The 25220-nt window shown below is 65.6% G+C and carries 20 protein-coding genes; 2 read left to right on the top strand and 18 right to left on the bottom strand.

Annotated elements, in window-relative coordinates; genetic code table 11:
• Positions 1–100 precede the first annotated feature (100 nt).
• The gene (locus ROR02_RS00255; RefSeq protein ID WP_147161993.1) at positions 101–478 is read left to right on the top strand and encodes a hypothetical protein; all 378 of its coding nucleotides are present in this window, start codon (positions 101–103) and stop codon (positions 476–478) included.
• Between the two features lie 30 nt (positions 479–508).
• Here the strand turns inward: ROR02_RS00255 and ROR02_RS00250 are convergent, their stop codons facing one another.
• The 13 genes from ROR02_RS00250 to ROR02_RS00190 form a co-directional block, all read right to left on the bottom strand.
• Positions 509–2296, bottom strand: a complete 1788-nt coding sequence (locus tag ROR02_RS00250) for a PAS domain-containing sensor histidine kinase (RefSeq protein ID WP_147161992.1) — start codon at positions 2294–2296, stop codon at positions 509–511.
• An 822-nt stretch (positions 2297–3118) separates the two neighbouring features.
• A complete protein-coding gene (locus ROR02_RS00245) occupies positions 3119–3388 on the bottom strand; it encodes a hypothetical protein (RefSeq protein ID WP_147161991.1) in 270 nt (89 codons plus the stop codon).
• Positions 3389–4014: 626 nt separating this feature from the next.
• Positions 4015–5280, bottom strand: a complete 1266-nt coding sequence (gene hflX, locus ROR02_RS00240) for a GTPase HflX (protein ID WP_147161990.1) — start codon at positions 5278–5280, stop codon at positions 4015–4017.
• A 47-nt stretch (positions 5281–5327) separates the two neighbouring features.
• Entirely contained in the window at positions 5328–5585 is a 258-nt protein-coding gene (hfq, locus tag ROR02_RS00235) for an RNA chaperone Hfq (RefSeq protein WP_147161989.1), read from the bottom strand.
• Between the two features lie 183 nt (positions 5586–5768).
• Complete coding sequence (locus tag ROR02_RS00230; protein WP_147161988.1) at positions 5769–6485, bottom strand: HAD family hydrolase; 717 nt, start codon at positions 6483–6485, stop codon at positions 5769–5771.
• Complete coding sequence (locus ROR02_RS00225; protein WP_147161987.1) at positions 6475–7353, bottom strand: D-amino-acid transaminase; 879 nt, start codon at positions 7351–7353, stop codon at positions 6475–6477. Before ROR02_RS00225 ends, ROR02_RS00230 begins: the two co-directional genes overlap by 11 nt.
• A 160-nt stretch (positions 7354–7513) precedes the next feature.
• Positions 7514–8893, bottom strand: a complete 1380-nt coding sequence (trkA, locus tag ROR02_RS00220) for a Trk system potassium transporter TrkA (RefSeq protein WP_147161986.1) — start codon at positions 8891–8893, stop codon at positions 7514–7516.
• Between the two features lie 236 nt (positions 8894–9129).
• The gene (gene ntrX, locus ROR02_RS00215) at positions 9130–10521 is read right to left on the bottom strand and encodes a nitrogen assimilation response regulator NtrX (RefSeq protein ID WP_147161985.1); all 1392 of its coding nucleotides are present in this window, start codon (positions 10519–10521) and stop codon (positions 9130–9132) included.
• Positions 10511–12802 carry a sensor histidine kinase NtrY-like gene (locus ROR02_RS00210; RefSeq protein WP_246135319.1) on the bottom strand — a complete coding sequence of 764 codons (2292 nt, stop codon included), beginning with the start codon at positions 12800–12802 and terminating at the stop codon, positions 10511–10513. Before ROR02_RS00210 ends, ntrX begins: the two co-directional genes overlap by 11 nt.
• Before the next feature lie 166 nt (positions 12803–12968).
• Positions 12969–14417 (bottom strand): nitrogen regulation protein NR(I), encoded by a 1449-nt coding sequence (ntrC, locus tag ROR02_RS00205; RefSeq protein WP_147161983.1) that lies wholly within the window; start codon positions 14415–14417, stop codon positions 12969–12971.
• A 48-nt stretch (positions 14418–14465) separates the two neighbouring features.
• On the bottom strand, positions 14466–15596 hold the full coding sequence (locus ROR02_RS00200; protein WP_147161982.1) for a two-component system sensor histidine kinase NtrB: 1131 nt from the start codon (positions 15594–15596) through the stop codon (positions 14466–14468).
• A 2-nt stretch (positions 15597–15598) separates the two neighbouring features.
• On the bottom strand, positions 15599–16696 hold the full coding sequence (dusB, locus tag ROR02_RS00195) for a tRNA dihydrouridine synthase DusB (RefSeq protein WP_147161981.1): 1098 nt from the start codon (positions 16694–16696) through the stop codon (positions 15599–15601).
• A gap of 102 nt (positions 16697–16798) precedes the next feature.
• Positions 16799–17611, bottom strand: coding sequence for a cytochrome C assembly family protein (locus ROR02_RS00190; RefSeq protein ID WP_147161980.1), 813 nt, complete (start codon positions 17609–17611; stop codon positions 16799–16801).
• Between the two features lie 126 nt (positions 17612–17737).
• Here ROR02_RS00190 and ROR02_RS00185 point away from each other — a divergent pair, with 126 nt between their 5' ends.
• Positions 17738–18892, top strand: coding sequence for a bifunctional 2-C-methyl-D-erythritol 4-phosphate cytidylyltransferase/2-C-methyl-D-erythritol 2,4-cyclodiphosphate synthase (locus ROR02_RS00185; RefSeq protein WP_147161979.1), 1155 nt, complete (start codon positions 17738–17740; stop codon positions 18890–18892).
• A gap of 132 nt (positions 18893–19024) precedes the next feature.
• On the opposite strand, the gene ROR02_RS00180 is transcribed toward ROR02_RS00185, so the two are convergent.
• From ROR02_RS00180 to ROR02_RS00160, 5 genes are read right to left on the bottom strand one after another with little or no spacing between them, the layout of a single operon-like run.
• Positions 19025–20170: a response regulator gene (locus ROR02_RS00180; RefSeq protein ID WP_170244889.1), complete on the bottom strand. Its 1146-nt coding sequence runs from the start codon at positions 20168–20170 to the stop codon at positions 19025–19027.
• Between the two features lie 14 nt (positions 20171–20184).
• Complete coding sequence (locus tag ROR02_RS00175) at positions 20185–21219, bottom strand: CheR family methyltransferase (protein ID WP_147161977.1); 1035 nt, start codon at positions 21217–21219, stop codon at positions 20185–20187.
• Positions 21216–21650 carry a chemotaxis protein CheW gene (locus ROR02_RS00170; RefSeq protein WP_147161976.1) on the bottom strand — a complete coding sequence of 145 codons (435 nt, stop codon included), beginning with the start codon at positions 21648–21650 and terminating at the stop codon, positions 21216–21218. Before ROR02_RS00170 ends, ROR02_RS00175 begins: the two co-directional genes overlap by 4 nt.
• Positions 21651–21706: 56 nt before the next feature.
• Positions 21707–24778, bottom strand: coding sequence for a chemotaxis protein CheA (locus ROR02_RS00165; RefSeq protein ID WP_147161975.1), 3072 nt, complete (start codon positions 24776–24778; stop codon positions 21707–21709).
• Positions 24779–24812: 34 nt separating this feature from the next.
• Positions 24813–25220: a response regulator gene (locus ROR02_RS00160; RefSeq protein ID WP_147161974.1), complete on the bottom strand. Its 408-nt coding sequence runs from the start codon at positions 25218–25220 to the stop codon at positions 24813–24815.

Genomic DNA, 25220 nt, shown 5'->3' with positions numbered 1-25220 from the left:
GAGTTTTAACGATCCCGGTTTAAACAAGGCCAAGCCCCTCGACAGAGGGCCTTCCGGTTTCTTTATTTTCTTCCTTGGCGCCACAAAGGCCGTTGTCATCATGATGCCATCCCTTGCTATGCGCGTGCCGGGTGTTTTGGCCTTGATTCTCTGGGTCGGGATCGGCCCGCTTGGGGCCGCGCCCCCCGATGGTCAGGAGCCCGACGCCCTGAACCCGGACGATCTGGAAATCACCGTGACCAACGCGACCCCCCTGGATCTGATCGAGGTTCGGGTGGCGCCGGTGGGCAGTGGTGCCTGGGGTGATAATCTCCTTGAAGGCAGCCTGCTGCCCGGGGCCGGAACGGAAGCCCCCGTTGTCATCAAGGGGGGAGCCCCGGTTTGCGATTATGATGTTCGAGGGGTTTTCGAGGATCAAAGCGCGCAAGAAGAGCATGCCCTGGATCTGTGCGACCTCGGGGGATATACCTTCGAGTAGAAAACAAAAAAGCACCGGCGCGCGTTGCTCTCACGCCGCGCCCGCCTGGCCCCATCCCAGGCCGGCGGCAAGCGGCAGCGAAACCACGAAGGTGCATCCCGGCCCGTCTTCGTTGCCTCTCACTTCGATCGAACCGGATTGCTGTTCGATCAGTTTCTTGCAAACGGCGAGGCCCATTCCGGCTCCGGCGGCCCGCGCGGCGCCGGCTTGCAGGCGATAAAACATCGAAAAAACTTTCTTGCGGTCGGCGGCGTCGATGCCGATGCCGTTGTCCCGCACGGAAACCACGGCCATGCCCTGGCTTACCACGCACTTGATGTCGATCTTCAAGGGGCGGTCGCGGTCGCGGTACTTCACGGCGTTGCCGACCAGATTCTGAAAAACCCGTTCGAACGCCGATTCATTGCCCCAGATGCAGGGCAGGGGCCTGCGAATGAAAAGCTGCGCGTCGATCTCGGCCAGGGCCGGAGCCAGCACCCCCGCCACCCCCGTCAGCACGGTTTCCAAGGCAACCACCGCCGGCGTGCCCATCTCCCGGCCACAGCGGGCGTAATCCAGGAGATCCTCGATCAGGCGGTCCATGCGGTCGGCGCCCTGGGTGGCTTCCCGCACGAATTCACCGGCCTCGGTTCCCAGGCCATGCCCCATCCGACGCACAAGAAGCTGGAGATACGATTTCACCATGCGCAAGGGCTGGCGTAAATCATGGGAAATCGCGTAGGCAAACTGCTCCAGCTCATCGTTGATGGATTTTAATTGTGTTTCCTTGGCCTTGAGCGTGGAGATATCAGAGAAAAGGCCGACATAATAAACGAGATCATCTGATTTATCCCTGACCTCGTTAATGGTGATAAGCTCAGGATAAACTTCCCCTGATTTTCTCTTGTTCCACATTTCACCATGCCAGAAACCTCTGTTTTTTAGCGTATTCCAGAAATCCCGGTAAAAATCCTTGTCGTGATATCCCGAAGACAAAACGCGAGGTGTCTCGCCCACCACTTCCTCGGGCGTGAAGCCGGTCAGGGCGGTGAACGCGGGATTAACCCGGATGATGCGTTCATCGGCGGTGGTGACCAGAACCGCTTCGCCGCTCGCTTCCAAAACCGTATCGGCCAGCTGCGCCCGTTTTTCCGCCAGGATGCGCGAGGTGATGTTCAAGTGAGAGATCACCACCCCTTGGGAACCACGCCGCAACGGTGTGGCCTGCATCAGGAACCAGCGTTCCTCGGTGGGCGAATGGCAGGGGTATTCCCATTCAAAATAGGAAAGCCGGCCCTCCAGAACCGCCCGCAGACCGTCGCGCACGTGGTCGGCGTCGTTTTGATCGACTCCCTTGACCGACTTGCAGACCTCCAGGTAGTTAATGCCGCGCCAATCCAGATCCTTCGACCCACCGTTGGCGCACCCAAATTCAATCCAGGGCTGATTGACGTAAACAATGCGCCCTTCATTGGTGACGACGACCAGGCTTTCCGGGATCGCATCCAGGTATCCGGCCAGCCGCTCCGTTTCGGCGTTCGGCGCCACGCCGGGGGTGAACGTCACCGTAAGCCCGCCGGGGAGAAAGGGGAGGGGAGCGATCACCACCTGCACCCAGGTCTCGCTTTCGTCGGCCGCCCGAACCAGGCGCGCGCTGGTCTGGCCGGTTTCGCGAACCCAGGCGCAGGCCTCGGCAAACCCGGGATCATCCAGGCCCGCCGACGCTGCCCCCAGCCGGGATCCAGGCACAAGAGGGCCAAGCCATGACGGGGAAGACAGCACGTCTTCTCCGCCTTGAATGCGATCGTGTGCATCCACATAAACGACGCGGACCGACATGCAGGCCTGTTCTCCCGATTTACAGCCTTGGGCAAGAAAGACGGTTCCGGGCTTCCCCCGGGGATCCAACAGCCAATCGCGCCATTTTACCTCGTTCACTCTGACGAAGCATAGGGCGCGCGTCTTTTTCCTCAGGGCACGGGCCAAGGCCTTGAAAAGGCGTGTCGTGCCGTTTTCCGGGGGGCGTCACGTTGTCGCATAATGTATATTATGAATACCAAAGCCTTCGGCGCCGGCGAAGGCCGATCAAAAGGCCCGCATATAACTACCATGGCAAATGCATGCGTCGGCGGCACCGAATCCCTCCCGATCGCCTACCATGGTAGATGCAGGTTTTTCGAAGGAGGGCAACGGCAGAAACGACGGCAGACAGGCGTTGGCTGGAAAACCAACCCCGCAACACGGCATGCAGAGGAAAGCGACCCGTTCCGTGGCCCGTGGCCACAAACGGCGGTTCGGCGACGACTTCGTGTCATCCGTTCTTTTCACGGAACAGACCAGTCCGGCGGAATCGAGGGATCCCGCTTGTTGCCTGGTCCAGGGAGCAAGAACGCGCCCCCGTCGCCTCTGGCCGCCGATGAGACGCCTGCACATGTGGTTTCCGATGTGGGTTTCCGAGACCGGAGATCCAGGAAACCCAGGTTCGGGAAGCTCCTGGCCATCCCGACCGGAAAGGCGGTCTGGTCTTGGCCGCCCTTGTTGTTCCGTCTTCTTGTTCCGTCCGGCACGGATTGGGCAGACGGGAAGGGGTTCCCCCCCCTTTCCCGGCTGCCCTCCCCTCCCCTTTTTTCGACCAGAGCCCCTTTTCGGGTCTCACTCTGATCAGGGGGAATAAAGATCCCGGTCGCGCTGGTAGACCGATCGGTACAGATCGAGCAGACGGCGCACGTCTTGATTCAGGGCGGCATGCTGTTCCAGAGCCATGAGCATGAAGGTTGCAAATGTCACCGCCTCCCCCTTGCCTCGCAACCCCTCGCGTTCGGCAAGATGGGACAAGGAATCATGCACAAATGTGCGCGCCATGACGTTCAGCTGTCGTTTGATCGCGTGGTTTTTCTGGCGCCAGCGCATCTGACTTTCTTTTGAAGCCATTGATGCCCCCTTCCCGTTCTGGTGAAACCCTCCGCTTTTTGATCCTATCTTGACGTCCGTTAATAAAAGATCTCTACTATCCCGAAAACACCCCTTGAAGCGCTTTGCCGCCTTTGCGCACCAGCTGGACGTGCGGTTTTCCGGTCCTGCTTTTTCTCGTCAAAGGGGCGGGGCGCTTGAAGAAGCGCTGGCCTGCCGGACTTGGATGAAACCATGATCGAAAGGCGCCAGGACCCGGCCCCCTTTCCTTCCCTTCCCTGCATGGGCGGAACGCTTCCTGGTGGTAAGGCCGTTTTTGTTTTTCCCGTCGTGTCCGCAGGGGAATGCATGCGAAGGGCGGCGCGATGGCCGTTCCGGAAAACAAAAAGGGGATCGTTCCTTGTTGGGGCGTAGTGGGGACTATTCTTTAGGGATTTTTTATATAAAAACAATCAAAACGTCCGTGCATACACGATATGGATATGACGGAAAACGTCACACTCATGATATGGAATCAAGAAATGTCTCAAAAGCGATATTTTTAGATAAAGCAATCCTAGGTAAATAGTCGCTTCCGCCCCCGGCCTTGTAGCCGAAAGGGGCCGGGGCTTCCGGCCCCAGCGCTTTTCCGGTCCGTCGAAGGGAAGTCAAACGCGGCAGCCAGGCGGCAGCCGGCCGACGTCGGCCGGATCCAGACGCACGCGCACATGGGCCCGGGTTTCGTCGTCCCGGCGCGCCAGAACTTCGCCCTTGCGATAGAGCCAGGCCAGGGTTGCCCCGTCTTCCAGCGCAATCGCGACATCCACTTCCACGCGGGCCTCGGCCAGGCGGGCGTCGATTCGGGCCAGCAGAGCCTCGACCCCCTCCCCGCTCACGGCGGAAAGCAGGACACAGTCGGGGGTCGCCCGCACCGAGTCCCACATGGCGGCCCGCGCCTCGGGCCCAAGCCGATCGATTTTGTTAATGGCCTCGATCAGACCGCGCTCGACCGAAGCATCCAGATCCATGCCGCGCAGAACCGCTTCGACGTCGGCCTTCTGGGCTTCGGTGTCGGATCCCGAGCCATCCCGAACATGAACAATGACGTCGGCGGCTTGCACCTCTTCCAAGGTCGCGCGGAACGCCGCCACCAGTTCGTGCGGCAGGTCGGAAACGAATCCCACCGTGTCCGACAAGATCACCCGACGCCCGGACGGCAGATCCAGGGCCCGCATGGTGGGGTCCAAGGTAGCGAAAAGCATATCCTTGGCCAGGACCCCGCCCTCGGTCAGGCGATTGAACAAGGTCGATTTGCCGGCATTGGTATAGCCAACCAGGGCGACCACGGGATAGGGCACCCGCTGGCGCGCGGCGCGATGCAGGCCCCGGGTGCGGCGGACTTCTTCCAGTTCGCGTTTCAAGCGGACGATGCGCTCGTCGATCAGGCGCCGGTCCAGCTCGATCTGGGTTTCTCCGGGGCCACCCAGGAAGCCACCCCCCCCGCGCTGGCGTTCCAGGTGCGTCCAGCTGCGCACAAGCCGCGAGCGTTGATAGGAGAGATGTGCCAGTTCAACTTGCAACTTGCCTTCGGCGGTGCGGGCCCGTTCGCCAAAAATTTCCAAAATCAGGCCGGTGCGGTCGATCACCTTGCACGACCATTCCCGCTCCAGATTGCGCTGCTGGACGGGAGAAAGCTGGGTATCGACCACCACCAGCCCGATTTCGTCGGCCTCGACCCGTTCACGCAGGCGCTCGACCGCGCCACCGCCCAGGCAGGTGGCGGGCACGATCCGGGTCAGGGGGACCAGCTCGGTTGCGACAATTTCCAGATTGATGGCCAGCGCCAGGGCGGCCGCCTCCGCGAGGCGTTCCTCGGGCGCGCGTCGCCCGGGCGGAGCCTTGCGGGGATAAGGGTGAACGACGACCGCCCGCATGGCGGGCGGCGGTCCTTCATATTCAAAGGCTGGATGAGACACCCGGATCAGACCCCGGCCTCGGCCTCGTCCCGGGTAGGTTCAAACAACTGCACCGGAGCCGATGGCATGATGGTTGAAATAGCATGTTTGTAGACAAGCTGAGTGTGCCCGTCGCGGCGCAGCAACAAAGAAAAATTATCAAACCAGGTCACGATTCCCTGAAGTTTGACACCATTGACCAGGAATATGGTGACCGGAGCCTTATTCTTGCGGATATGGTTCAGAAACACATCCTGAACATTCTGGTTTTTTTCGGCCGGCATGGAACGCCCTCTCATGCTCTCGTTATTGTCCCAAGGGGGTTCCCCCTCCGGGATTGTCGCAATGCGGCAAAAGCCGCCGGTCCCTGTGGTATCACCGTTTGACTGGTTTGCAAACGGTTCCGGTCCAGGGGCCGGCGGGAAAAAAGGATCAACCTCCTCGCCCGTCCCCCCTTCAAAACACTCTCACCGATCGGGAGAAGAAGAGGACGGGAGCGGTTCCCCCGTGCCCAGACGATCGAGCAGGGCCCGCAACGCCCCGCACCCATTCACATGCGCATGAGGAGGGGTATCGGCAAACTCACCCGGACGGGGCGGCTCGGGACGCACGAGGATTCCCGTGCAGCCCAGGGCCGCCGCGCACGCCAGGTCCACGTCGCTGTCGCCCACGAACCAGACCGTCGGCCCGGGGGCAAGCCCCGAGGGCGCCAGGGCCATGTACCCGGGATCGGGCGCCGGTTTGTCGCGGGGCGCGTCGCCGGCCCCCACCAGGGCATCGAACACGGAGGTCAGGCCCAGCTGGGCCGCCTCGATCCGCAGGAAATCACCGGTTTTGTTGGAAACCACGGCCAGGCGCACGCCCTGCCCGGCCAGGGTTTCCAGCAACGCCCGGGCGTTGGGAGTCAAAGCCAGGCGCTCCAGGTGGATGGCCTTGAAGCGGGCGAAAAAGATGTCGCGCGCCTCCTCCCAGCGGTCCTTGAACAGCTGCGGGAAGGCATCGCGCATCGAAAGGCCCACCCGTTCCCGGGTTTCCTCCAGCGACCATGCGGCCTGCCCCATCGCCACCAAGGTGGTGTTGAGGGCATCGTGGATGCACGGCCAGCTGTCCACCAAGGTGTTATCCCAATCGAACAAGATCGCCTTGGGCTTCTCCAACACCCCAGCCGGGGGCTCAGTGACCATACCACTTCGGTCCGCTGAGGGAATCGAGGTATTCAATGTAACAGGCGCGCAGGGCCTTGGCCAGGGGGCCCGGCCGGCCGTCGCCAATCACCGCGTCGTCCACCCGGACCACCGGCATGCAAAACGAGCTGGTCGAGGTCAGGAAGACTTCCCGCGCCGTCTTCGCTTCGTCGAGGGTGAAGGAACGCTCCTCGACCGGATAGCCGCGTTCAACCGCGAGGTCGCGCAAGCGATGACGGGTAATGCCGGGCAGGATGTCCTGCCCCAGGGGGCGCGTCACCAGGGCGCCGGCCGCCGAAACGATCCAGGCGTTGGCCGAGGAACACTCGCTGACCAGGCCGTTGGCGTCCACCAGCAGCGCCTCGAAGCCTCCCAGTTCGTGGGCCTTTTCCTTGGCCAGCACGTTGGGGAGCAGGGAAACCGACTTGATGTCGCGCCGGCCCCAGCGGATATCGGGCTGGCTGACCACCGACACCCCGCGTTCGGCCACCTCGGGACGCGGCCCCAGGCCGGCGCGCGCGGTCATGACCAGGGCCGGCGGCGTGCCGTCGGGGGGGAAGAGGTGGTTGCGCGGCGCCACCCCCCGGGTGACCTGGACGTACACGGTGCCATTGGTGATGCGATTGCGGAAAACCACCTGGCGCGCGATGAAGTCAAGGGCGGCCCTGCTCATGGGCGCGTCGATTTCCAGTTCGGCCAACGAGCGTTCCAGGCGCATCCAGTGCCCTTCGGCATCAACGGGACGCCCCTTGTAGATGGCCATGACCTCGTAGACGCCATCGGAAAACTGGTAGCCCCGATCCTCCACGTGAACCATGGCCTGGCCGTGCGGCACGTACTGGCCATTGACATAGGCAATGCGCGACATGGGCGCGGACTCCTCTTGTGACCTGACGGTGAAGCGTTCGGGCAACCGGGTTCCCTCGCCGTCGCGCTTCGATTCGTGATCCCGACACATCCTTACGAACCACGGACCCGGATGGTTCGCCCCGCCCCCGCTCCGCTGGAGAGCGGCGAGGTCCTGTTTTTTAGAAAAATTCCAGGCGAACCGAAAACAGCTTTTCCACCTTTTTGATGGCCGCCGCCGTGGCGAACAAAATGATGCGGTCCCCGGCCTGGACAACCGTGTTGCCGCGCGGACTGATCACCGCGTCGCCGCGCACCACGGCGCCCAGAAGCACCCCCGTGGGCAGGTTGATGTCCTTGAGCGGCTTGCCAACCAGGGGGGATGTTTCCAAGGCGTCGGCTTCGATCAGTTCGCCAAACCCTTCATGCAGGGAATGCACCGAGTGGATACGCCCCCGGCGCACGTGCTGCAGGATCTTGGAAACCGTGATGGCCCGGGGATTGACCACCACATCGACCCCCAGCGAGCTGACCAGGGTATTGTAGGTGCTTTTGTTGATCAGGGTAATGGCGCGCTGGCAGCCATAGCGCTTGGCCAGGAGCGAGGCCAGCACGTTGGTTTCGTCCTCGTTGGTCACCGCGATGACCGCTTCGGTCTGTCCGACCCCGGCTTCCTCCAGAAGCTCGGGATCCAGGCCGTCGCCCACCAGAACCGTGGTGCGACCGGTCAGCGTGCTGGCCACCAGGTGCGAGCGCTCGCGGTTGATCTCGATCACCTTGGCGGCAACCTGGGGAAAGTCCCGCTCCAGGGCCTGGGCCAAGAACAGGCCAATGTTGCCGCCGCCCAGGATCAGGATGCGCCGGGCCGCGCCCTCCTCGTGGCCAAAGGCGGACAAGGCGCGCTCGGTCCGGTCCGAGGCCACCACGAAGTAAACCTCGTCGCCCGGCAGCATCTGGTCGTCGGCGCTGGGCACGTTGGCGCGGTCGTTGCGCACGATGCCCACGACCACGATGTTGAGATCGGGAAACAGCTGGGTGAGCTGGCGCAAGGGTGTGTGCACCACCGGGGTACGCTCCGTGCACCGAACCCCCATCAGGCGCACCCGGTCGTTGGCCAGGGGAATGACATCCATGGCCCCGGGCACCAGCAGGCGCCGGGTCACCGCCCGGGCAACCTCGATTTCCGGGCTGATGATCACGTCAATGGGCATGTTCTCGCGCGAGAAGAGATTGGCCCAATGCGGCTGAAGGTAGCTCTGGTTGCGCACGCGCGCCATCTTGGTGGGCACGTTGAACAACGAGTGCGCCACCTGGCAGGCGACCATGTTGACCTCATCGGCGTGGGTCACCGCGATCAGCATGTCCGCGTCCTCGGCCCCCGCCTGCTCCAGGACCGTGGGCAGCGAGGCGTGGCCGACGATTGCCTGAACGTCCAAGGCGTCGGTCACGCTGCGGATCAGGTCCGCGCGCTGGTCGATGATGGTCACGTCGTTGTTCTCGGCCGCCAGATAACGCCCGATGGAAAACCCCACCTGACCCGCGCCGCAGATGATGACCTTCATCGCTTTCCTTTCCCTGCCCTTTTTTTCGGATCCTTGGGCCCCGGGCCGTGCCGGGCCCGTCCACAAGACGCGCGCGCAGGTACCGCACGCCCTTTATCCGGATGAGAGGAGACCCCCGCCGGGATCCATGGGCCTTCCCGATCCCTGGTTCGATAAGGCGGGGTCGATCGGACGACAAGAGATACCATTATATAGGGGAGGACGGGCCGAGCCAAAGGGCCCGCCGGTCCCGTGCCCTATCCCCGGGGCCGGTCGATTCCGGCAACCCCCAGGGTCTTGAGTTTACGATGCAGCGCCGAGCGCTCCATGCCGATGAATTCAGCCGTGCGCGACACATTGCCGCCAAAGCGGGTGACCTGGGCAATCAGGTAATCCCGCTCGAACATCTCGCGTGCCTCGCGCAGGGGCAAGGCCATGATCTCGCCCGAACGGTCCAGGCGCAGGGAATCCGGGGCCACGGCGGTGATCTCGACCGGCAGCATGTCGGCCCGCACCGGCTCGCGCGGATCCCCGGGCGCCATGATGATCAGCCAGTCCATGACGTTGCGCAACTGCCTCACATTGCCCGGCCAGTCATAGGCCTGCATGGCGGCCAGGGCATCCTCGCCCAGGGGCCGCGGCACCAGTCCCGCGGCCGAGGCGGCCCGCTCCATGAAGTGGGTGGCCAGGAGCCCGATATCCTCGCGGCGCTCGCGCAAGGCCGGCAGGCGCAAGGGCACCACGTTCAGGCGGTAGAACAGATCCTCGCGAAAACGCCCTTCGTTGATTTCGCGCTGCAAATCCCGGTTGGTGCTCGCGATCACGCGCACATCGACCCGGACCCGCCGCCCGCCGCCCAGGCGCTCGAAGGTCTGGTCTTGCAAGATGCGCACGATCTTGCCCTGGGTTTCCAGGGGCATGTCGGCAACCTCGTCAAGCAGCAAGGTGCCGCCGTCGGCCTGCTCGAACAAGCCGATCTTGCGCGGGCCGTCGCCGTCGCCCCACTCGGTGCCCAGCAGCTCGGCTTCCATGCGGTCGGGGTGCATGGCCGCGCAGTTGACCACGACCAGGGGGCTGGCGGCCCGGGGCGAGCGGGCATGGATCATGCGCGCCACCACTTCCTTGCCCGTGCCCGGTCCCCCGGACACCAGCACCCGCGAGCCCGTGGGCGCCACCTTGTTGACGGTCTGGATCACCTGCTGCATGGCCGCCGAGGTGCCGATCAGCGACGTTTCCGGTCCGGCGCGCAGGCGCAATTCGGCGTTTTCCCGCTTGAGCCGGGCGGTTTCGATGGCGCGCTGCACGATCAGCAACAGGCGATCGGCCTTGAAGGGCTTTTCGATGAAATCAAAGGCGCCTTGCTTGATGGCGCTCACCGCCGTTTCGATGGTGCCGTGGCCGCTGATCATGACCACGGGCAGCAGCGGGAAATCGCGCTTGAGGAGCTTCAGCACCTCCAGCCCGTCCAGACGGCTGCCTTGCATCCAGATGTCCAGGACGACGACCGAGGGCACGCGCTCGTCGATGGCGCGCAGGCAGGAATCGGCGTCCAGGGCCTCGCGGGTTTCGAACCCCTCGTCCTCCAGGATGCCGGCCAGCATCATTCGGATGTCTTCCTCGTCGTCGACGATCAGAATATCATGGGCCATGGACGGACAGGGTTTGCGCGGACACGGAAGCAGCCTCCGGCCCTCTCTCGGACGAGACGGCGGGCGGGGCGGACGGAACGGTTTCTGGCGGCAAGGACCGCGACAACGGCAAGGTCATCGCGATGGCGGCGCCGCCCCCGGGAGCGTTCTCCAGTATCAGATCTCCTCCATGGTCTTCCAGGATTTTCTTCACAATGGCAAGGCCCAGCCCGGTTCCCTTCGAGCGGGTGGTAACATACGGTTCGGTCAGACGGTGCGGCTCCATGTCGGGAGGAAGACCACGCCCGTTGTCGATCAAGATGACCGTCGCCCAGTCCCCCGAAACACTCAGCAGGACCCGCACCACCCCCGGCACCAGCGGCGGCCCGCCCTCGGCCGGACGGTCGCGTCCCTCGATGGCCTCGACCGCGTTTTTCAGGAGATTGGTCAGCGCCTGGGTGATCTGGCGGCTGTCGCAGGCCACCCAGACCGGGGTATCGGGCAATTCCGTTTCAAAACTGATGCGGCCATAGGCGGTGTGCTGAAGGAAAACGGCCTGTGACACGATGTCCACCAGGTCGGCCGTGCGAATTTCGGGGGCGGGCATGCGGGCAAAGGCGCTGAATTCATCCACCATCTGGCCGATGTCGCTGACATGGCGGACAATGATGTCGGTGCATCGCGCGAAGGTTTCCGGATCCTCGGTGATCTGGCGCAGGTACTTGCGCTTCAGGCGTTCGGCCGACAGCTGAATGGGGGTCAGGGGGTTGCGGATCTCGTGGGCAATGCGCCGGGCCACGTCGGCCCATGCCGCCTTGCGCTGCGCGGCCTGCAGTTCGGTGATGTCGTCGAAGGTGAAGACAAACCCGGTCACCCCGCTGTCGGCGTGCTCGGCCGCCACCCGCACCAGCAAGGTGGCGTGGCGCCGGGTGGCGGTGGTCACCTCGATTTCCTGTTCCACCGGACGGTCGGGGCGCTGCCCCGCGTCGTTCAGCAGGTCCCCGAAAGCGGGCAGAATGGCGCCGATCGGATGGCCGATCCACAAGTCCAGGTCTTCGTCCAGCAAGGCCTTGGCCGACGGATTGGGCAAATTGATGCGCCCGGCGGCATCCACCCCGATCACCCCGGCCGAAACCCCGGCCAGCACGGTTTCGGTGAAGCGCCGGCGCTCGTCCAGTTCCTCGTAGGCGGCCATCAGGCGCCGGTGCTGGCTTTCCAGGCGCACGGTCATGCGGTTGAAGGCCCGGCCCAGCAAGGCCACCTCGTCGCTGGCGATGATTTCCGGCACCCGGACCGCCAGATTGCCCTCGCGCACCTTCTCGGCCGCGTCGATCAGTTGCATGATCGGACGGGCCAGCCGGTTGGCGATGCTCATGCCCACCCACATCGCCCCCAGCAGCAAAAGCAGCGACACCACCACGGTGCTGAGAAAATAGAGGATTTGCAGCTGCGCGCTCTGGTCCTTGAAGGTCATGTACTCGCGCACGGCCGCGTCGGCCTTTTCGATGTGATCGCTGACCGTGGGATCGACAAAGCGCCCGACATATAAATAGGTGGAAGGCTGGGCCAGCTCGACCAGGGCCCGCACCCGGTCATTGGCCTGCCCCGGCAGCACCACCACCTCGCCCTTGTTCGCCTGTTCGATCAGGAACGAAGGCACCTGCTCGAAGCGCAGCGAAATCGTGTAGCCCGCCCGCCCGATCACCGTGCCATCCCCGGTGAAAACCACGACTTCCGACAGGTTGCGCAACACCGACTGCGTGCCCAGGAACTGGTTGAGCACCTGTTGATTGGGAAGCCGCCGCCAGGCCCGGTTGAGGTCATTGGCCATCAACGCGGCATCGCCGGCGATGGCATTCATGTGGGCCTTCAAGAAAGCCTCGGCAACCTCCTGGGATTCCTCGACGGCCGTCGACACCTTGTCGTCGAACCAGCTTTCAAACCCCACCTGGAAGACCAGGGCGGAAAACACCGCGAGCACGATGGCCGGCACGATGGCCACCGCGCTGAACAGCACCGTCACGCGCACATGCAAACGCGAGCCCGCCGCCCCGGTGCGCCGTTCGCTCCACAGCCGCACGCCGGCCCGGACCACCAGGACCCCCAGTATCAGGAAAATAACCAGGTCCAGGTTCAGCAAGGTCAGCAGGGTGATCGAGGTGGGCTCGGGGGTGGACAGAAAGTAGAAGGTCCCTCCCCCGCTGGCCAGCGCCGCCAGGAACAGCACCAGGGCAAGGCGGCGCCCCAGATGCTTGCGCCTGGCCCACACGGCCAGACGCTGCAGCCGGCGCTTCAGGCGCAAGCGGCGCCGGCGCTTCGAGGCCGGCTCGCTTTTGTCCGGGGTAGGGATCCGAACCTCCCTTGTGTTTGTTCAAGATCTGCGTGCCCATGGGTCAAGCACAAGACAAGTGTAGGGCAACCCCGGGCCCGAAGCCAAGCCTTGAAAAACCATCGCCCGGAGCCGTGTGCTACCCTTTCATGCCCCGAACCACCTGGATATCCAGGTCCCGGATTTTCTTGCGCAACGTATTCCGGTTCAGCCCGAGAAGATGAGCCGCCTTGATCTGGTTGCCCCGGGTTGCTTCCAGGCACAGGGCGATCAAGGGCCGTTCCATTTCGCGGGTGATACGGTCGTGCAGGCCCGGCGGAGGCAGGGCGTCGCCATGGGCCGCGAAATAGTGGCGCAAATGACGTTCGACCATGGCCGAAAGTCCCTCGGCGGTGGCTTCGTCGTCGCTGCCCGGGGCCGGGGTGGCCTGGGACAGCTCGGCCTCGATCACGTCCACCCCGATCACTTCCTGGGAGTACAAGGCCGCCAGGCGCCGCACCAGGTTTTCCAGCTCGCGCACGTTGCCAGGCCAGCGGTGACGCTTGAGGCGTTCGATCGCCGCCGGCTCCAGGATCTTGACCGGCAGCCCCTCGCTGCCCGCCGCCTGGGCAAAGAAATGGCGGATCAGCTCGGGGATGTCCTCGGTGCGTTCGCGCAAGGGGGGCAGGCGCAGGGGCACCACGTTCAGGCGATAGTAGAGGTCCTCGCGAAACAGGCCCTGATTGATCAACTGGCGCAGGTCGCGGTGCGTGGCGGCAACGATGCGCAGGTTGACCCGGATGGCCCGCTGTCCGCCCACGCTCGTGTATTCACTTTCCTGCAAGACGCGCAGCAGACGGGTTTGCGCCTCAAGGGGCATGTCGCCGATTTCGTCCAGGAACAAGGTCCCGCCGTCGGCCTGCTCGAAGCGCCCGGGCACGCGGGTGTGGGCGCCGGTGAACGCACCCCGTTCATGGCCGAACAGCTCGCTTTCGATCAGATCGCGGGGGATGGCGGCCATGTTGACGGCGACGAACGGCCCGTTGCGCCGCTTGCCGTAGTCGTGCAGGGCCCGGGCCACCAGTTCCTTGCCCGTGCCCGACTCCCCGTTGATCATCACCGTGAGGTCGGTGTTCATCAACCGCGCCAAGGTCCGGTAGGTTTCCTGCATGGCGGGCGAGCGCCCGATCAGGGGCAGGCGTTCCTCCTCCTCGACCTCGTCGGGATCGGCGCCCACCGCCGCCCCCTTGGGCAGCGACAGGGCCCGGCGCACGACGTTGACCACCTCGTTCAGGTCAAAGGGCTTGGGCAGGTACTCAAACGCGCCGCGCTCGGTCGCCTTGACCGCCGTCAGCAAGGTATTCTGGGCGCTCATGACCACGATGCGCAGGTCGGGGCGGATTTTCTTGATCCGGGGAATCAGGTCCAGGCCGTTTTCATCGGGCATGACCACATCGGTGATGACCAGATCCCCCTGCCCGTCCGCCACCCACGTCCACAAGGTCGAGGCGGTTCCGGTGCTGCGCACCTCGTGCCCGGCCCGGGTCAGGGCCTGGCTGAGGACGGTACGGATTCCACGGTCATCATCGGCAACAAGAATTACAGACATGCGTCTTCACTTTCCGGTCAGGCTTCATGCGGGGGGCGGGGCCGCTTCTCAGGCCAGCGCCGCCGGCTCCCGCGCCATGGGCAAGATAATGGTGAACACCGTGCGCCCTGGCTGGCTGTCGAACTCGATGATTCCCCCGTGGTCGTTGACGATCTTGGCGACCAGAGGCAGCCCCAGGCCACTGCCCTTGGGCTTGGTGGTGACAAACGGATCGAACAGATTGCCGCGAATGTCGTCGGGGATGCCCTCGGTGCCGTTGTCACGCACGCTGATGACCAGGGGCAGGTCGGTCACCTCGCCCCCTGGCACGCGCAGGCGCAAGCCGTGCTGGTAGGCGGTCGAGAGCGTGATCTCGCCGCCCATGCGGGGCGTCGCCTCGGCGGCGTTCTTGACCAGGTTCAAAAACACCTGCACCAGCTGGTCGCGATGGCCAAACACCGCCGGCAGCGACGGATCATACGATTCAATAAAGCGCACATGGCGGGCAAAGCCATTTTCGGCCACCATGCGCACGTGTTCCAGCACCCGGTGAATGTTGACCGCCTCGCGGTCCAGTGGCCGGTTCTCGGAGAAAACCTCCATGCGATCGACCAGGGCCACGATGCGGTCGGTTTCGTCCAAGATCAGGCGCAGCAGCTGGCAGTCCTCGGGCGGGCGGCCGGTTTCCAGAAGCTGGGCGGCCCCGCGAATGCCCGAGAGCGGGTTCTTGACCTCGTGGGCCAGCAGGGCGGCCATGGCGGTGACCGACCGGGCCGCGTTGCGATGGCTCATCTGCTGGCCGATCTTGAGCGCCATCGATAGTTCATTGAGGGTCAGGGCCACCCATCCGTCGTGTTCCACGATGGGGGAGACCTGAACGGTCAAGGTGCGCGGCCCCGTGCGCGGGGTATCCAGCGGCACCCCGTACTCGGAAAACGGAGAATGATTGCGCCGGACCTTTTCCACCAGCCCGAACAAGGGGTTATCGGCGGGAATGAGGTCGCGCAGCGGCAGGCCCAGCAGGTGGGGCGACGTGGCCTCGAACATCTGTTCGCCGGCGGCGTTGACAAAGACCACCGTGTCGCGGTCGTCGATCACAAGGATGACGGCGGCCACGGCGTTGAGAACCGCGCCGGGATCGATGCCCGGAAGGCTTGGGCGCGGGCTGGCTTTACGGCGAAGGGGGGAGGACTTCACCATGATCAGCGTCCCTTTTCCTGGCGCAAGGCGGACCGGGCCGGGGCTTGCAATCCTTCTCGCGGTTGGAAGCCCTCTTGCAGCTGCGCAAGGCAGTCCAGGGCCTGGTCGGGGGTGCGCGCGTTCATGTAGGACGCCCGCCAGCCTTCCGCCCCCAGGAACGAGGCCGTGTACCAGATCATATGCTTGCGCGAAACCCGCACCCCCAGGTCGGGCCCGTAATGGGCCACCAGGGCGTGCAGATGATCGCGCATGAGAGCCAGGCGCTCTTCCAGGGCGGGCGGGGCGGGCTCGTCGGTCCGGCCCTCGGCCAGGTGACGGGCGATGGCGCCCGGCAGCCAGGGGGCCCCCAGGGCGGCCCGGCCGATCATGACCGCGTCGGCGCCCGACACGGCGAGGGCCTGGCGCGCATGAGCCACCGAGCCGATATCGCCGTTCACAATGACCGGCAGGCGCACGGCCTCCTTGACCGGACGCACCGCCGCCCAGTCGGCGCGCCCCTCGAAACGCTGGGCGCGGGTCCGGGCGTGCACCGTCACCCAGGCCGCCCCGGCCGCTTCCGCCAGACGCGCCAGGCGGGGGGCGTTGCGGCTTTCGTCGTCCCAGCCCAGGCGCATCTTGACCGTGACCGGCACCGAAACCGCGCCCACGACGGCTTCCATCAGGCGCCCGGCCAGGGCCTCGTCGCGCATCAGGGCCGCGCCGCCCAGGCCGCCCACCACCTTGCGGGCCGGACAGCCCATGTTGAGGTCGATCACCCGGGCCCCCCGGGCCTCGGCCACCCGCGCGGCCTCGGCCAGGATGGCGGGATCACGGCCCAGGAGCTGGACGGCCAGGGGCTCGTCCTCGTCATCCATGGGGGGAACGCGCGAAGACGTGGCGCGGCAGGCGGTTCGTGCCGGGGGGGTGTCTTCCACCGGGGCGCGGAACAGCCCGCGATCGCGCCCGCGCAGCAGTTCGCCGCCGGCCACCATTTCCGTCCAGGCCAGCGGGCAGCCGAAACGGCGGGCCAGGCACCGGAAGGGGCGGTCCGTGATGCCGGCCATCGGGGCCAGCGAGACAAGGGGAACGGAGGGGGAGAGGATCTCGGACAACGCTACCATGTGCGGACCACCCTTACGGAACTCTGATCATTCCGTAGGCAATTGCACAAATCCCTGTCGCCGTCCAGGGATCAGGAGGGGCAAAGGGGCCTGCACAGCCCCTTAAAGCACAAAGTCGGTGAGAAACTTGATCCCCGGGAAGGCAAGCGTTAGCAAAAGGTAGGCAAGCATCAGCACATGGGCGCCCAGCCGCCCCCGCACGCCCCAGCGGGCCCGGGCGAACAGTAATCCCGCGATCAGGGCAAAAACCGAGAAAGACAAGACCGTCTTGTGGTCAAAGACCACCAGATGACCACTTTCCACGTACTGAAGGCCCATGCCGGTCACCAGCCCCAGGGCCAGGACTCCCTCGCTGGACAGCAACAGAAGATTACCCAGATCATCGGCCTCGGCCGCCGCTGGCAGGCGCCGGGTCAGCTCGGTGGGGCGCTTGGCCTTCAAGGCGCGCTCCTGGATCAGGCCCGAGACCGAGGCCATGGCCGCGTTGGTCAGCAGGCCATAGGTGATCAGGGCCACGGCGATGTGCAGCATGGTCCAAAAGGGTGGCGCGGCCGTGACAACCATCACCCGGGCGTTTTCGGCGCCGGCCCACACATTGGCCATCAGCCCCAGGCCCATCAGGTAGGGCAGCAAGATGGGAACCATGCGCCAGGCGGCGGTCCTGATCACGCACAAGGCAAGGTAAAGCGTGAGCGCCGTTGCGATGCTTGCCCATAACGCATTGGAAAATCCCGTGTTCCATCCCCCATTGAGCGTGGCGGGCACCAGGGCGACGCTCAAGGCGCCGACGGTCGCCAAGATCAGGGCAAGCCAGAACACCCCGTCGCGCCGGGGTGGGCGGCGCAAGGGCGTGAGAGCCGCCGGCACCAGGCTGGCGAGGGCGGCGACGTGCAAAAGGGCGATGAATCCGTTCATGCCCCAGACTATACAGCCGCCGCGAGGCCAAAAACAATCGCCTGCCCTTGGCGGGGCTGCTAGGGTGGCCCCCCCGCAGGAGACGGGAACGACACGAAAACACGGGCGAGGACAGGAGAAGACCCGATGGTCAAGGTAGCGGCGCTGATCGTGGCGGCCGGACGCGGCACGCGGTTCGGGGGCGACTTGCCCAAACAGTATCTGACCTTGGGCGGCCGGCCCGTCTTGCGCCATTCACTGGCCCGATTCGCCGCCCACCCCGATGTCGCCGTGACTCGAGCCGTGATTCATCCCGACGACCGTGATTTGTACGATCAGGCGGCCCAGGGTCTTGCAACCCTCCTTGAGCCGGTTCCCGGCGGGGCCGAGCGCCAGGATTCGGTGCGCCTGGGCCTGGAAAGCCTGGTTGAGCACACTCCCGACGTGGTTTTGATCCATGACGGCGCGCGCCCTCTCATCGACGGCGCGCTGATTGACCGCGTGATCGCGGCCCTGGCCGAACACCCGGGCGCCATTCCCGCCTTGCCGGTGGCCGATACCTTGAAGCGCGGCGCCGGGGGACGGGTGGGGGAAACCGTCGATCGCTCGGGACTGTGGCGCGCCCAAACCCCGCAAGGCTTCCGCTATCCCGACCTGCTGGCCGCCCACCGCGCCGCCGCCGGACGCACCTTGACCGACGATGCCGCCGTCCTGGAAGCAGCCGGGGGCACGGTGGCCCTGGTCGAGGGGGCCGAGGAAAACGTCAAGATCACCACCCCGATCGATCTGTCCCGGGCCGAGGCCCTGTTCCGGGGGCCGGGCGAACCGCGCATCGGATCGGGCTTCGATGTCCACCGCCTGGGGCCGGGCTCGTTCGTCACCCTGTGCGGGCTGGAGATTCCCCACGATCACGGCCTGGTTGGCCATTCCGACGCCGACGTGCCCATGCACGCGTTGACCGACGCGCTGCTGGGCACCATCAACGCCGGCGACATCGGGCGCCATTTCCCGCCGTCGGACATGCGCTGGAAGGGCGCGGATTCGGCCATTTTCCTGGCCCATGCCGGAGCCCTGATCACCGCCCTGGGCGGGCGCATCGTCAACGTGGACATCACCATCATGTGTGAGCGCCCCAAGATCGGGCCCCACCGCGCGCGCATGGCCACCCGCCTGGGCGACATCCTGGGCCTGTCCGCGAGCCGGATCTCGGTCAAGGCGACCACCACCGAAACCCTGGGCTTCACCGGTCGCGAGGAAGGCATCGCCGCCCAGGCCACCGCCCTGGTCATGCTGCCTTTCTAAAGTTTGTCCGGGAAACGCGGACGGCCCTGAAACGCATCACGCACGAGGAAAGGGAAAGGGAAGAGGGGCCGACTCCCCTTCCCTTTCCTTCCCGCCGCCTGTCTTGCCGGGCAGGACAAGACGGAGACGACCTCAATGCCCCCATTCAACGGTGCGCACCGTGCCACCGGTGGCCGTGGGATGGCGGGTAAACACCAAGGTGGCGCCGCCCGCGACCGGTTCATGGACCGGCGTGGTGGCCTTCAGCTTGGTTTCCCGCCATTCCCGGCACCACGTTTCCAGGCGGTCGCGGGCCTGGGTGAAATGGCCGGTGGCGGCGCAGGTGCGCAGCAGCTCAAGGAAGGTATGCCCGGGCACCAGCCCTTCGGCACTGCCCGGAAGGAAGGTTGCGGTGCGCTCGTTGGCGATGACCAGACGGTCCTCGGCATCGAACACCATCAGGCCAACCGGAAGGGCATCGATTGAATCGTTGAGAATTGCCAGCATGCGCAAGGCAAGCTGGTGGCTTTGGTGTTCGTCGGTGATGTCCGAGGCCACGCCGCGATAGCCCAGGAACACCCCTTGGGCGGAAAATACCGGCTTGCCGCTCACCCGGAGGTGGCGCCCCGGCGCGAACGCGACCTGGTAGAGGAAATCCTTGAACGGCAGGTGCTGGGCCATCTGCTCGTCCAGCCAGGCGAGCCGGACCGGGTCGATTTCGGGCGCGGCGATGTCGCGCCGCGTGCGGCCCAAGAGCTGTTCCGGCGCCACCCCCAGGCATTGGCGCACCCGGTCCGAGACCCAGATGAAGCGGTGTTCGGGGTCGGATTCCCAGAACCAATCCCCGGCGACTTCGGCGAAATCGCGAAAGCGGGCTTCGCTTTGCGCCAGTTTCTCGGTCACCTGGTAGCGCTCCAGGGCGAAAACCACCGCGTTGACAATATGGCGGCGTTTATCCACTCCCTTGATCAGGTAATCCTGGGCGCCGGCCGCCATGGCCTGCTGCGCCTGCTCCAGGGTATCGGTGCCGGTCAGCACGACCACGGGACGCTTGAAGCGGGCCATCAGCGCCCGGACCGTCTCGGTCCCGCCGGAGTCGGGAACGTTGAGGTCGGAAAGCACCAGATCGACGGCGTCGGGGGAAACCGCCAGGGCCTCGGCCAGGGTTCCGGTCACCTGACAGCTGAGCCGGGGCGCGGTGTTGCGCACCAGAAAGGTGGTGATGAGCGACGCGAAAACCGGATCGTCTTCCAAGACCAGGATTCGCAAAGCAGGGGCCGATGGGTCGGGGACGGACATCTCGCGAACTCTCCTCACGCCTTGCGGTAGATGACGGTCGAGGGGCCCCACTGGGCCTTGAACAAATTGGGGTCGTCCGGCACGTCGGTGGGCCCGAACACGGCGTATCCGCCGGGTCGCAGGGCGTGGCAGATCAGCCGGTAGGCGTGGTTCTTGCCCCATGCATTGAAGTAGATCAGAACGTTCCGGCAAAAGACAAGATCAACGCCTTCGATCGCTGGTTGGGGTGAAAGCAGGTTGAACTGGCGAAAGCGCACCAGGGAACGGATATCGTCGCGCACCCGCCATGAGTTCACGCCGACCAACGGCCCCTCGCTGCGCGGCAGGGCCACGAAGTAGCGCCACAGGCCCGTGGGCAGATTGCGAAACGCGCCCATGCCGTGGTCCTGGTAGACGCCCTCCTGGGCGCGGCGGACCGCCTGGCGCGACAGGTCGGTGCCCAGGACATCAATGCTCCAGCGCCGGGGAGCGCGCACGGTGCCGTCGGGTTCCAGGGAAGCCTCGCCGGCGTCGGCCAGGGCGAGCAAGGCCAGAATGGCCAGGGTGTAGGCCTCCTCGCCCGTGGAGCAGGCGGCCGACCACAACCGCAATCGCGGTGCCGGGACGCGGCGCTGGCTTTCGATGACCTCGGCGAACGCGGTGCGCCGGGCGAAATCGATCTGGTTGGGATCACGCATGAAGTAGGTTTCGTGAACCGTCAGCATCTCGACCAGCGACAGCCATTCGGGATCACTGGCGTCCTTGTGCAGCAGGCGATCCGCCCACTCCCTGAGGGCCGGGGGCGGAATGGGCGCGACGACCGCCGCGAGTTTGGCGCGCACCGAATCATTCACGGCGATTCCCACCCGCCGGCACACTTCCGCCGCCAGCCAGTCGACGAAGCCTCCCACCGACTGGGCCGTTGTCGTCGTGCCCGCTCTCCCGTCCGCCGGCAGGGGCGGCAGGACAGGGGAAATCGGGCGAGGTGGTGGCGCCGGGACGGAGGGCTGCAAGGCGCCCCGCATCAAGGCGAGTTTTTCTTCCAGGCGACGGGAGGGCGAATCATTCATGGCTGGCTCTCCCCCCCGTCCTCGGCGCGGGACAGTGCCACCCCGACCTTGAGACACAAGGCTCCGGGCACGCCCTCCTCGTTGACCGCCACGCCGTCGAACCAGTCGGCCACGGAGTCGGGAAGGCCCCCGGGCAGGGGATGAAGGGTTTCCTCGTCCAGGCACACGAGGGGACCGACGTGGCTGGGCGCCAGGATGCCCGAATGCCCCGTGAAGTCGTCCATGACCAGGGCGCAACTCTCCCGGGGGCAGTCGGAAGCCGGCTTTTCCCCCAGGATCCGGGCCAGGTCGATCAGAGGCAAGATCCGCCCGCGCCACAGGGTATGCCCCCTGGCCCAGACGTCCGCCGGCAAGGCCACGACGGCTTGCACCTGGCGCGCGTCCACGAGCACCTTGTATCGTCCCGCCGTGACCTGAAGGTATTCGCGCATCCCGTTTTCCTTGTTCGGGGGCCGCCGGACGATGCCGGCAACCCGGTCAAAGCGGATCAGGCTGGATGTCCAATGCCCTCTGTTTGTTGTGTTTTTCCCTTATCTCCTTTGCGAATGCCGGTCTCGGCGCGTCCCTCGGCCAAACGGAAGAGATCATCCCCGTCCAAGATCAGCACCACGGTTCCATCCCCCGCGATCGAGGCCCCGCCGATGCCCGGAATCGCGGCAAGAACGGGGGGGATCTCCTTGACGAACAAGTCCTGACGCCGGTGCAGGCGATCGACGGCCAGGCCCAGCCGGTGACGCCCGTTGTGCAGGATGACCAGGGGCCGTTGCGAGAAGGATCCCGGCGTGGTGGCTGTCTCGCTGGAAAACCCCAGAAGGTCGGACAAGGAAAAAATGGGCATGGTGGCCTGACGCAACAAGATCGCGGGGCGCCCGCGCACGGTTTGCGTTTCCTCCGGGCGGATCTGGTGGATCTCGGCCAGGAAGCGCTCGGGAATGGCCAGGGTTCGCCCCCCCGCTTCCACCAGCAGAACCTTCTGGATCGCCGCCGACAGGGGCAGGACCAGGATAAAGGTGCTGCCCTGCCCGGCCCGGGTCTCGATGGTCATCGTGCCCCCCAGGCGCTGCACGTTGGAGCGCACCACGTCCATGCCCACGCCGCGCCCCGACAGGGCACTGACCGTTTCGGCGGTTGAAAAACCGGGGTCGAAAATAAAGGCACTCACGGCCTCGTCATCCAGGTGCGGCGCATCGGCGGCGCTGACCAGGCCGCGCTCGACGGCGCGTTCCCGGATCCGAGCCAGATCAAGGCCTCTGCCATCATCGGTGATCCGGATTTCCACCCGGTTGCCCCGGCTGAGCGCGCTCAAGCGCACCGTCGCCGGCACGGGCTTGCCCCGGGCGGCCCGTTCGTCGGGGCGTTCGATGCCGTGGTCAATGGCGTTGCGGACCATGTGCATCAGGGGGTCCATCAACAAATCCAGCATGCCCTTGTCGATGCGAACCTCGGCGCCCTCGGTTTCCAGGCGGACCTGCTTGCCGCAGGACTGGGCAACGTCACGCACCACCCGGGGAAACCGGTTGAACACCGTTTCCAAGGCCACCACCCGCAGGTCCAAGGTGGCCTCCTCCAGACGGACCACCGCGCTGCCCAGCTGCTCCTCGCACGCCTCCAGGCCCGCCCAGGCGCCTTCCAGGGTTTCCAGCCAGCCCAGGGCCGGCCCGCCCGCCAGGGAGGACGCGCGGATGGCCTCGCCCAGGCGGCGCAGGGCCTGGGCGGCCCCGGCGCCCCGGGTCGCCGTGCGCATCATGTTGCCCAGGGTGACCAGCTCGCCGACCTGGGCCATCAGGTGATCAACGGTTTCTCCGCGCACCCGCATGACCCCGGCGGCGCGGCCACTGGGCTGGGCGGCGGGAGCCTCCTCGGGAGGGCGGGCGGCGGGTCTGGCGGCGGCGGTGGCCGCGGGCGCCTCGGGACGGATCAGGCAAGGACGGATGCGCAGGCGCCGGCCCTCGGGATCCAGGGCCTTGATCCCTTCCTCCACCGCCGGCGGGGGCGCGCTGGACACCACCAGGAACTCGAACCAGGTGCCTTCGCCCTTGAACACCGTGCGGTTGGTGATGGGGGTGCACTGGGCTTTCAGCCACTCCACGAAGGCCATCGCCAGGCGCTCGTCGCCTTCGAGATCGGCCAGGATCTCGTAAATCTGATGGCGGCCCTGTTCCACCGCGCTCACCAGATCGTGAATATTCTGGACGGAGAGGATTTCCACCAGGCTGTCGTTGATATCGTATTGGGCCAGAACCGCTTTCAGGGCCATGACCGGTGGCGTGTCCTCGCCGGCCCGGGTGCTGGCCAGCAGGGATTCGCGAAACCGGGCCAGCAGGCCGTCAACCACCTGGTCGGGAAAATCGCCCGAACGCCCCGTGTCGTCGGCGAGTTCGGTGACCCGCTGGAAAACCTCGTTGGTCAGGGCCAGAATCTCGGGATGAACGAACAGTTCGCTGCGCGCGACCCGCGTGTACACATCCTCGACCATCAGCAAGAGCTTGGCCGCCTGGGAAAGGTCGAGGAACAGGAAAAAAGTGCAGACGGAACGGGCGAGACGGGCCATTTCCTCGGCCAGGACATCATCGCTTTCCGGCGCGAGGCCGGCCCCGCCATCGCCGGGAGCCTCGCCCGGGCCACCGGCCCCAAAGCGGGCCAGCACCCCCAGCGCCCCCTCGACCAGGGAATGCAGCTCGGTTTGCAGGGCAATGCGCAGACGCTCGGCCAGGGCCTGCGACGGGGCTCCACCGCCCGGCATCTCGCGCGCGATCAGCTCCAGGTGGGCCCGGATGTGGCCCAGGGAGTCGGTGAGAAGATGACGGTCCGGGGCCGGGGTCGGGGCGGCCAGCACCGCGCGCATGTCGGCCAGATGCCCGGCCGTCCCCTCGAAGCCCATGGCCAGCGAGGCGTGATGCAAGACCTCAATGGATTCCAGGGCCCGCGCGCGCGCCTCGGCGTCCCCGCCGGCATTGACCACGGCCCGGGCCAGAACCGGCAGATGCTCTTCCATCATCTCGGCGTAGAAGGTGAGCATCTCGGGATCGGCCCCCAGCGCCAGGGGCGCCTCGGCCGGAGGATCGGGCGGCACCGGAGGCGGCGCCGCCGCCGGCGCGGGCGCGGCGGGAGCGGCCTGGGAGGGAACGGAGGCCGGGGCGGCCGGCGCGGCCGGCGCGGGTGTCGTGGGAGCGCCCCCCTCGCACGCTCGCGCCAGCTCTTCCACCAGGTCGGACGGCGGGGGCGCGTCGGCCCGGCTGGTGATGGCGGTTTCACGCAAGACCTTGAGCGCGTCCAGGGCGGCCAGCAGCAAGGCGATGGCGGGGCCGTCCAGGGGGCGTTGACCTTCCCGCACCAGCCCCAGCAGATCCTCGGCCACATGGGCCAGCCGCTCCATCCCCGCCAGATCCATGGCCCGCGACAGGCCCTTGACCGAATGGAACGAGCGGAACAATTGCGCGATTTCGTCGCCGGTCACGGGACGGGAATCCGCCGCCACCAGAAGCGGTTCGATCAGCTCGAAATGCTCCTCGGTCTCGACCCCGAATTCCTGCCATAGCATATCGGCCATGTCGCTCATGTCTGGGTTCCCCCTGCCGCCCGAACGTGTGTGCTTACGCGGGCAACCCCGCCGCCTTGCGCACGGCCCTCACGATTTCGCTGCCCCGTTTTTCCTTCAGGTCCAGGCTCATGGCGCCCGAGGGCTTGGCGATCACGTCGAAGGCGCCCAGGCGGCGGGCTTCCATCGCCTGCGGGGAGCCCACCTGGGCCACCGACGACACGATGATCACCTTGGCCCGGCTCGCGAGCTTAAGACGCTTCAGGGTTTCCAGGCCGTCCATCACCGGCATTTCGATGTCCAGCAACACGACATCGGGCGCGAACCCGGCCACGCGGTCCATCGCGGTTTTTCCATTGTCGGCGTCGCCCACGACACTCAGGTCCGGATCCGCCTTGACTACGTCGGCGATCAGCATGCGCATCATGAAAGAATCATCTACAATCATCACCTTGACAGCCAT

It is taken from the genome of Pararhodospirillum oryzae (genome assembly GCF_007992075.1).
Lineage (GTDB): Bacteria > Pseudomonadota > Alphaproteobacteria > Rhodospirillales > Rhodospirillaceae > Pararhodospirillum > Pararhodospirillum oryzae.
Note: the sequence above shows the minus strand (reverse complement) of the source record. Positions and strands in the feature narration are given on the sequence as shown.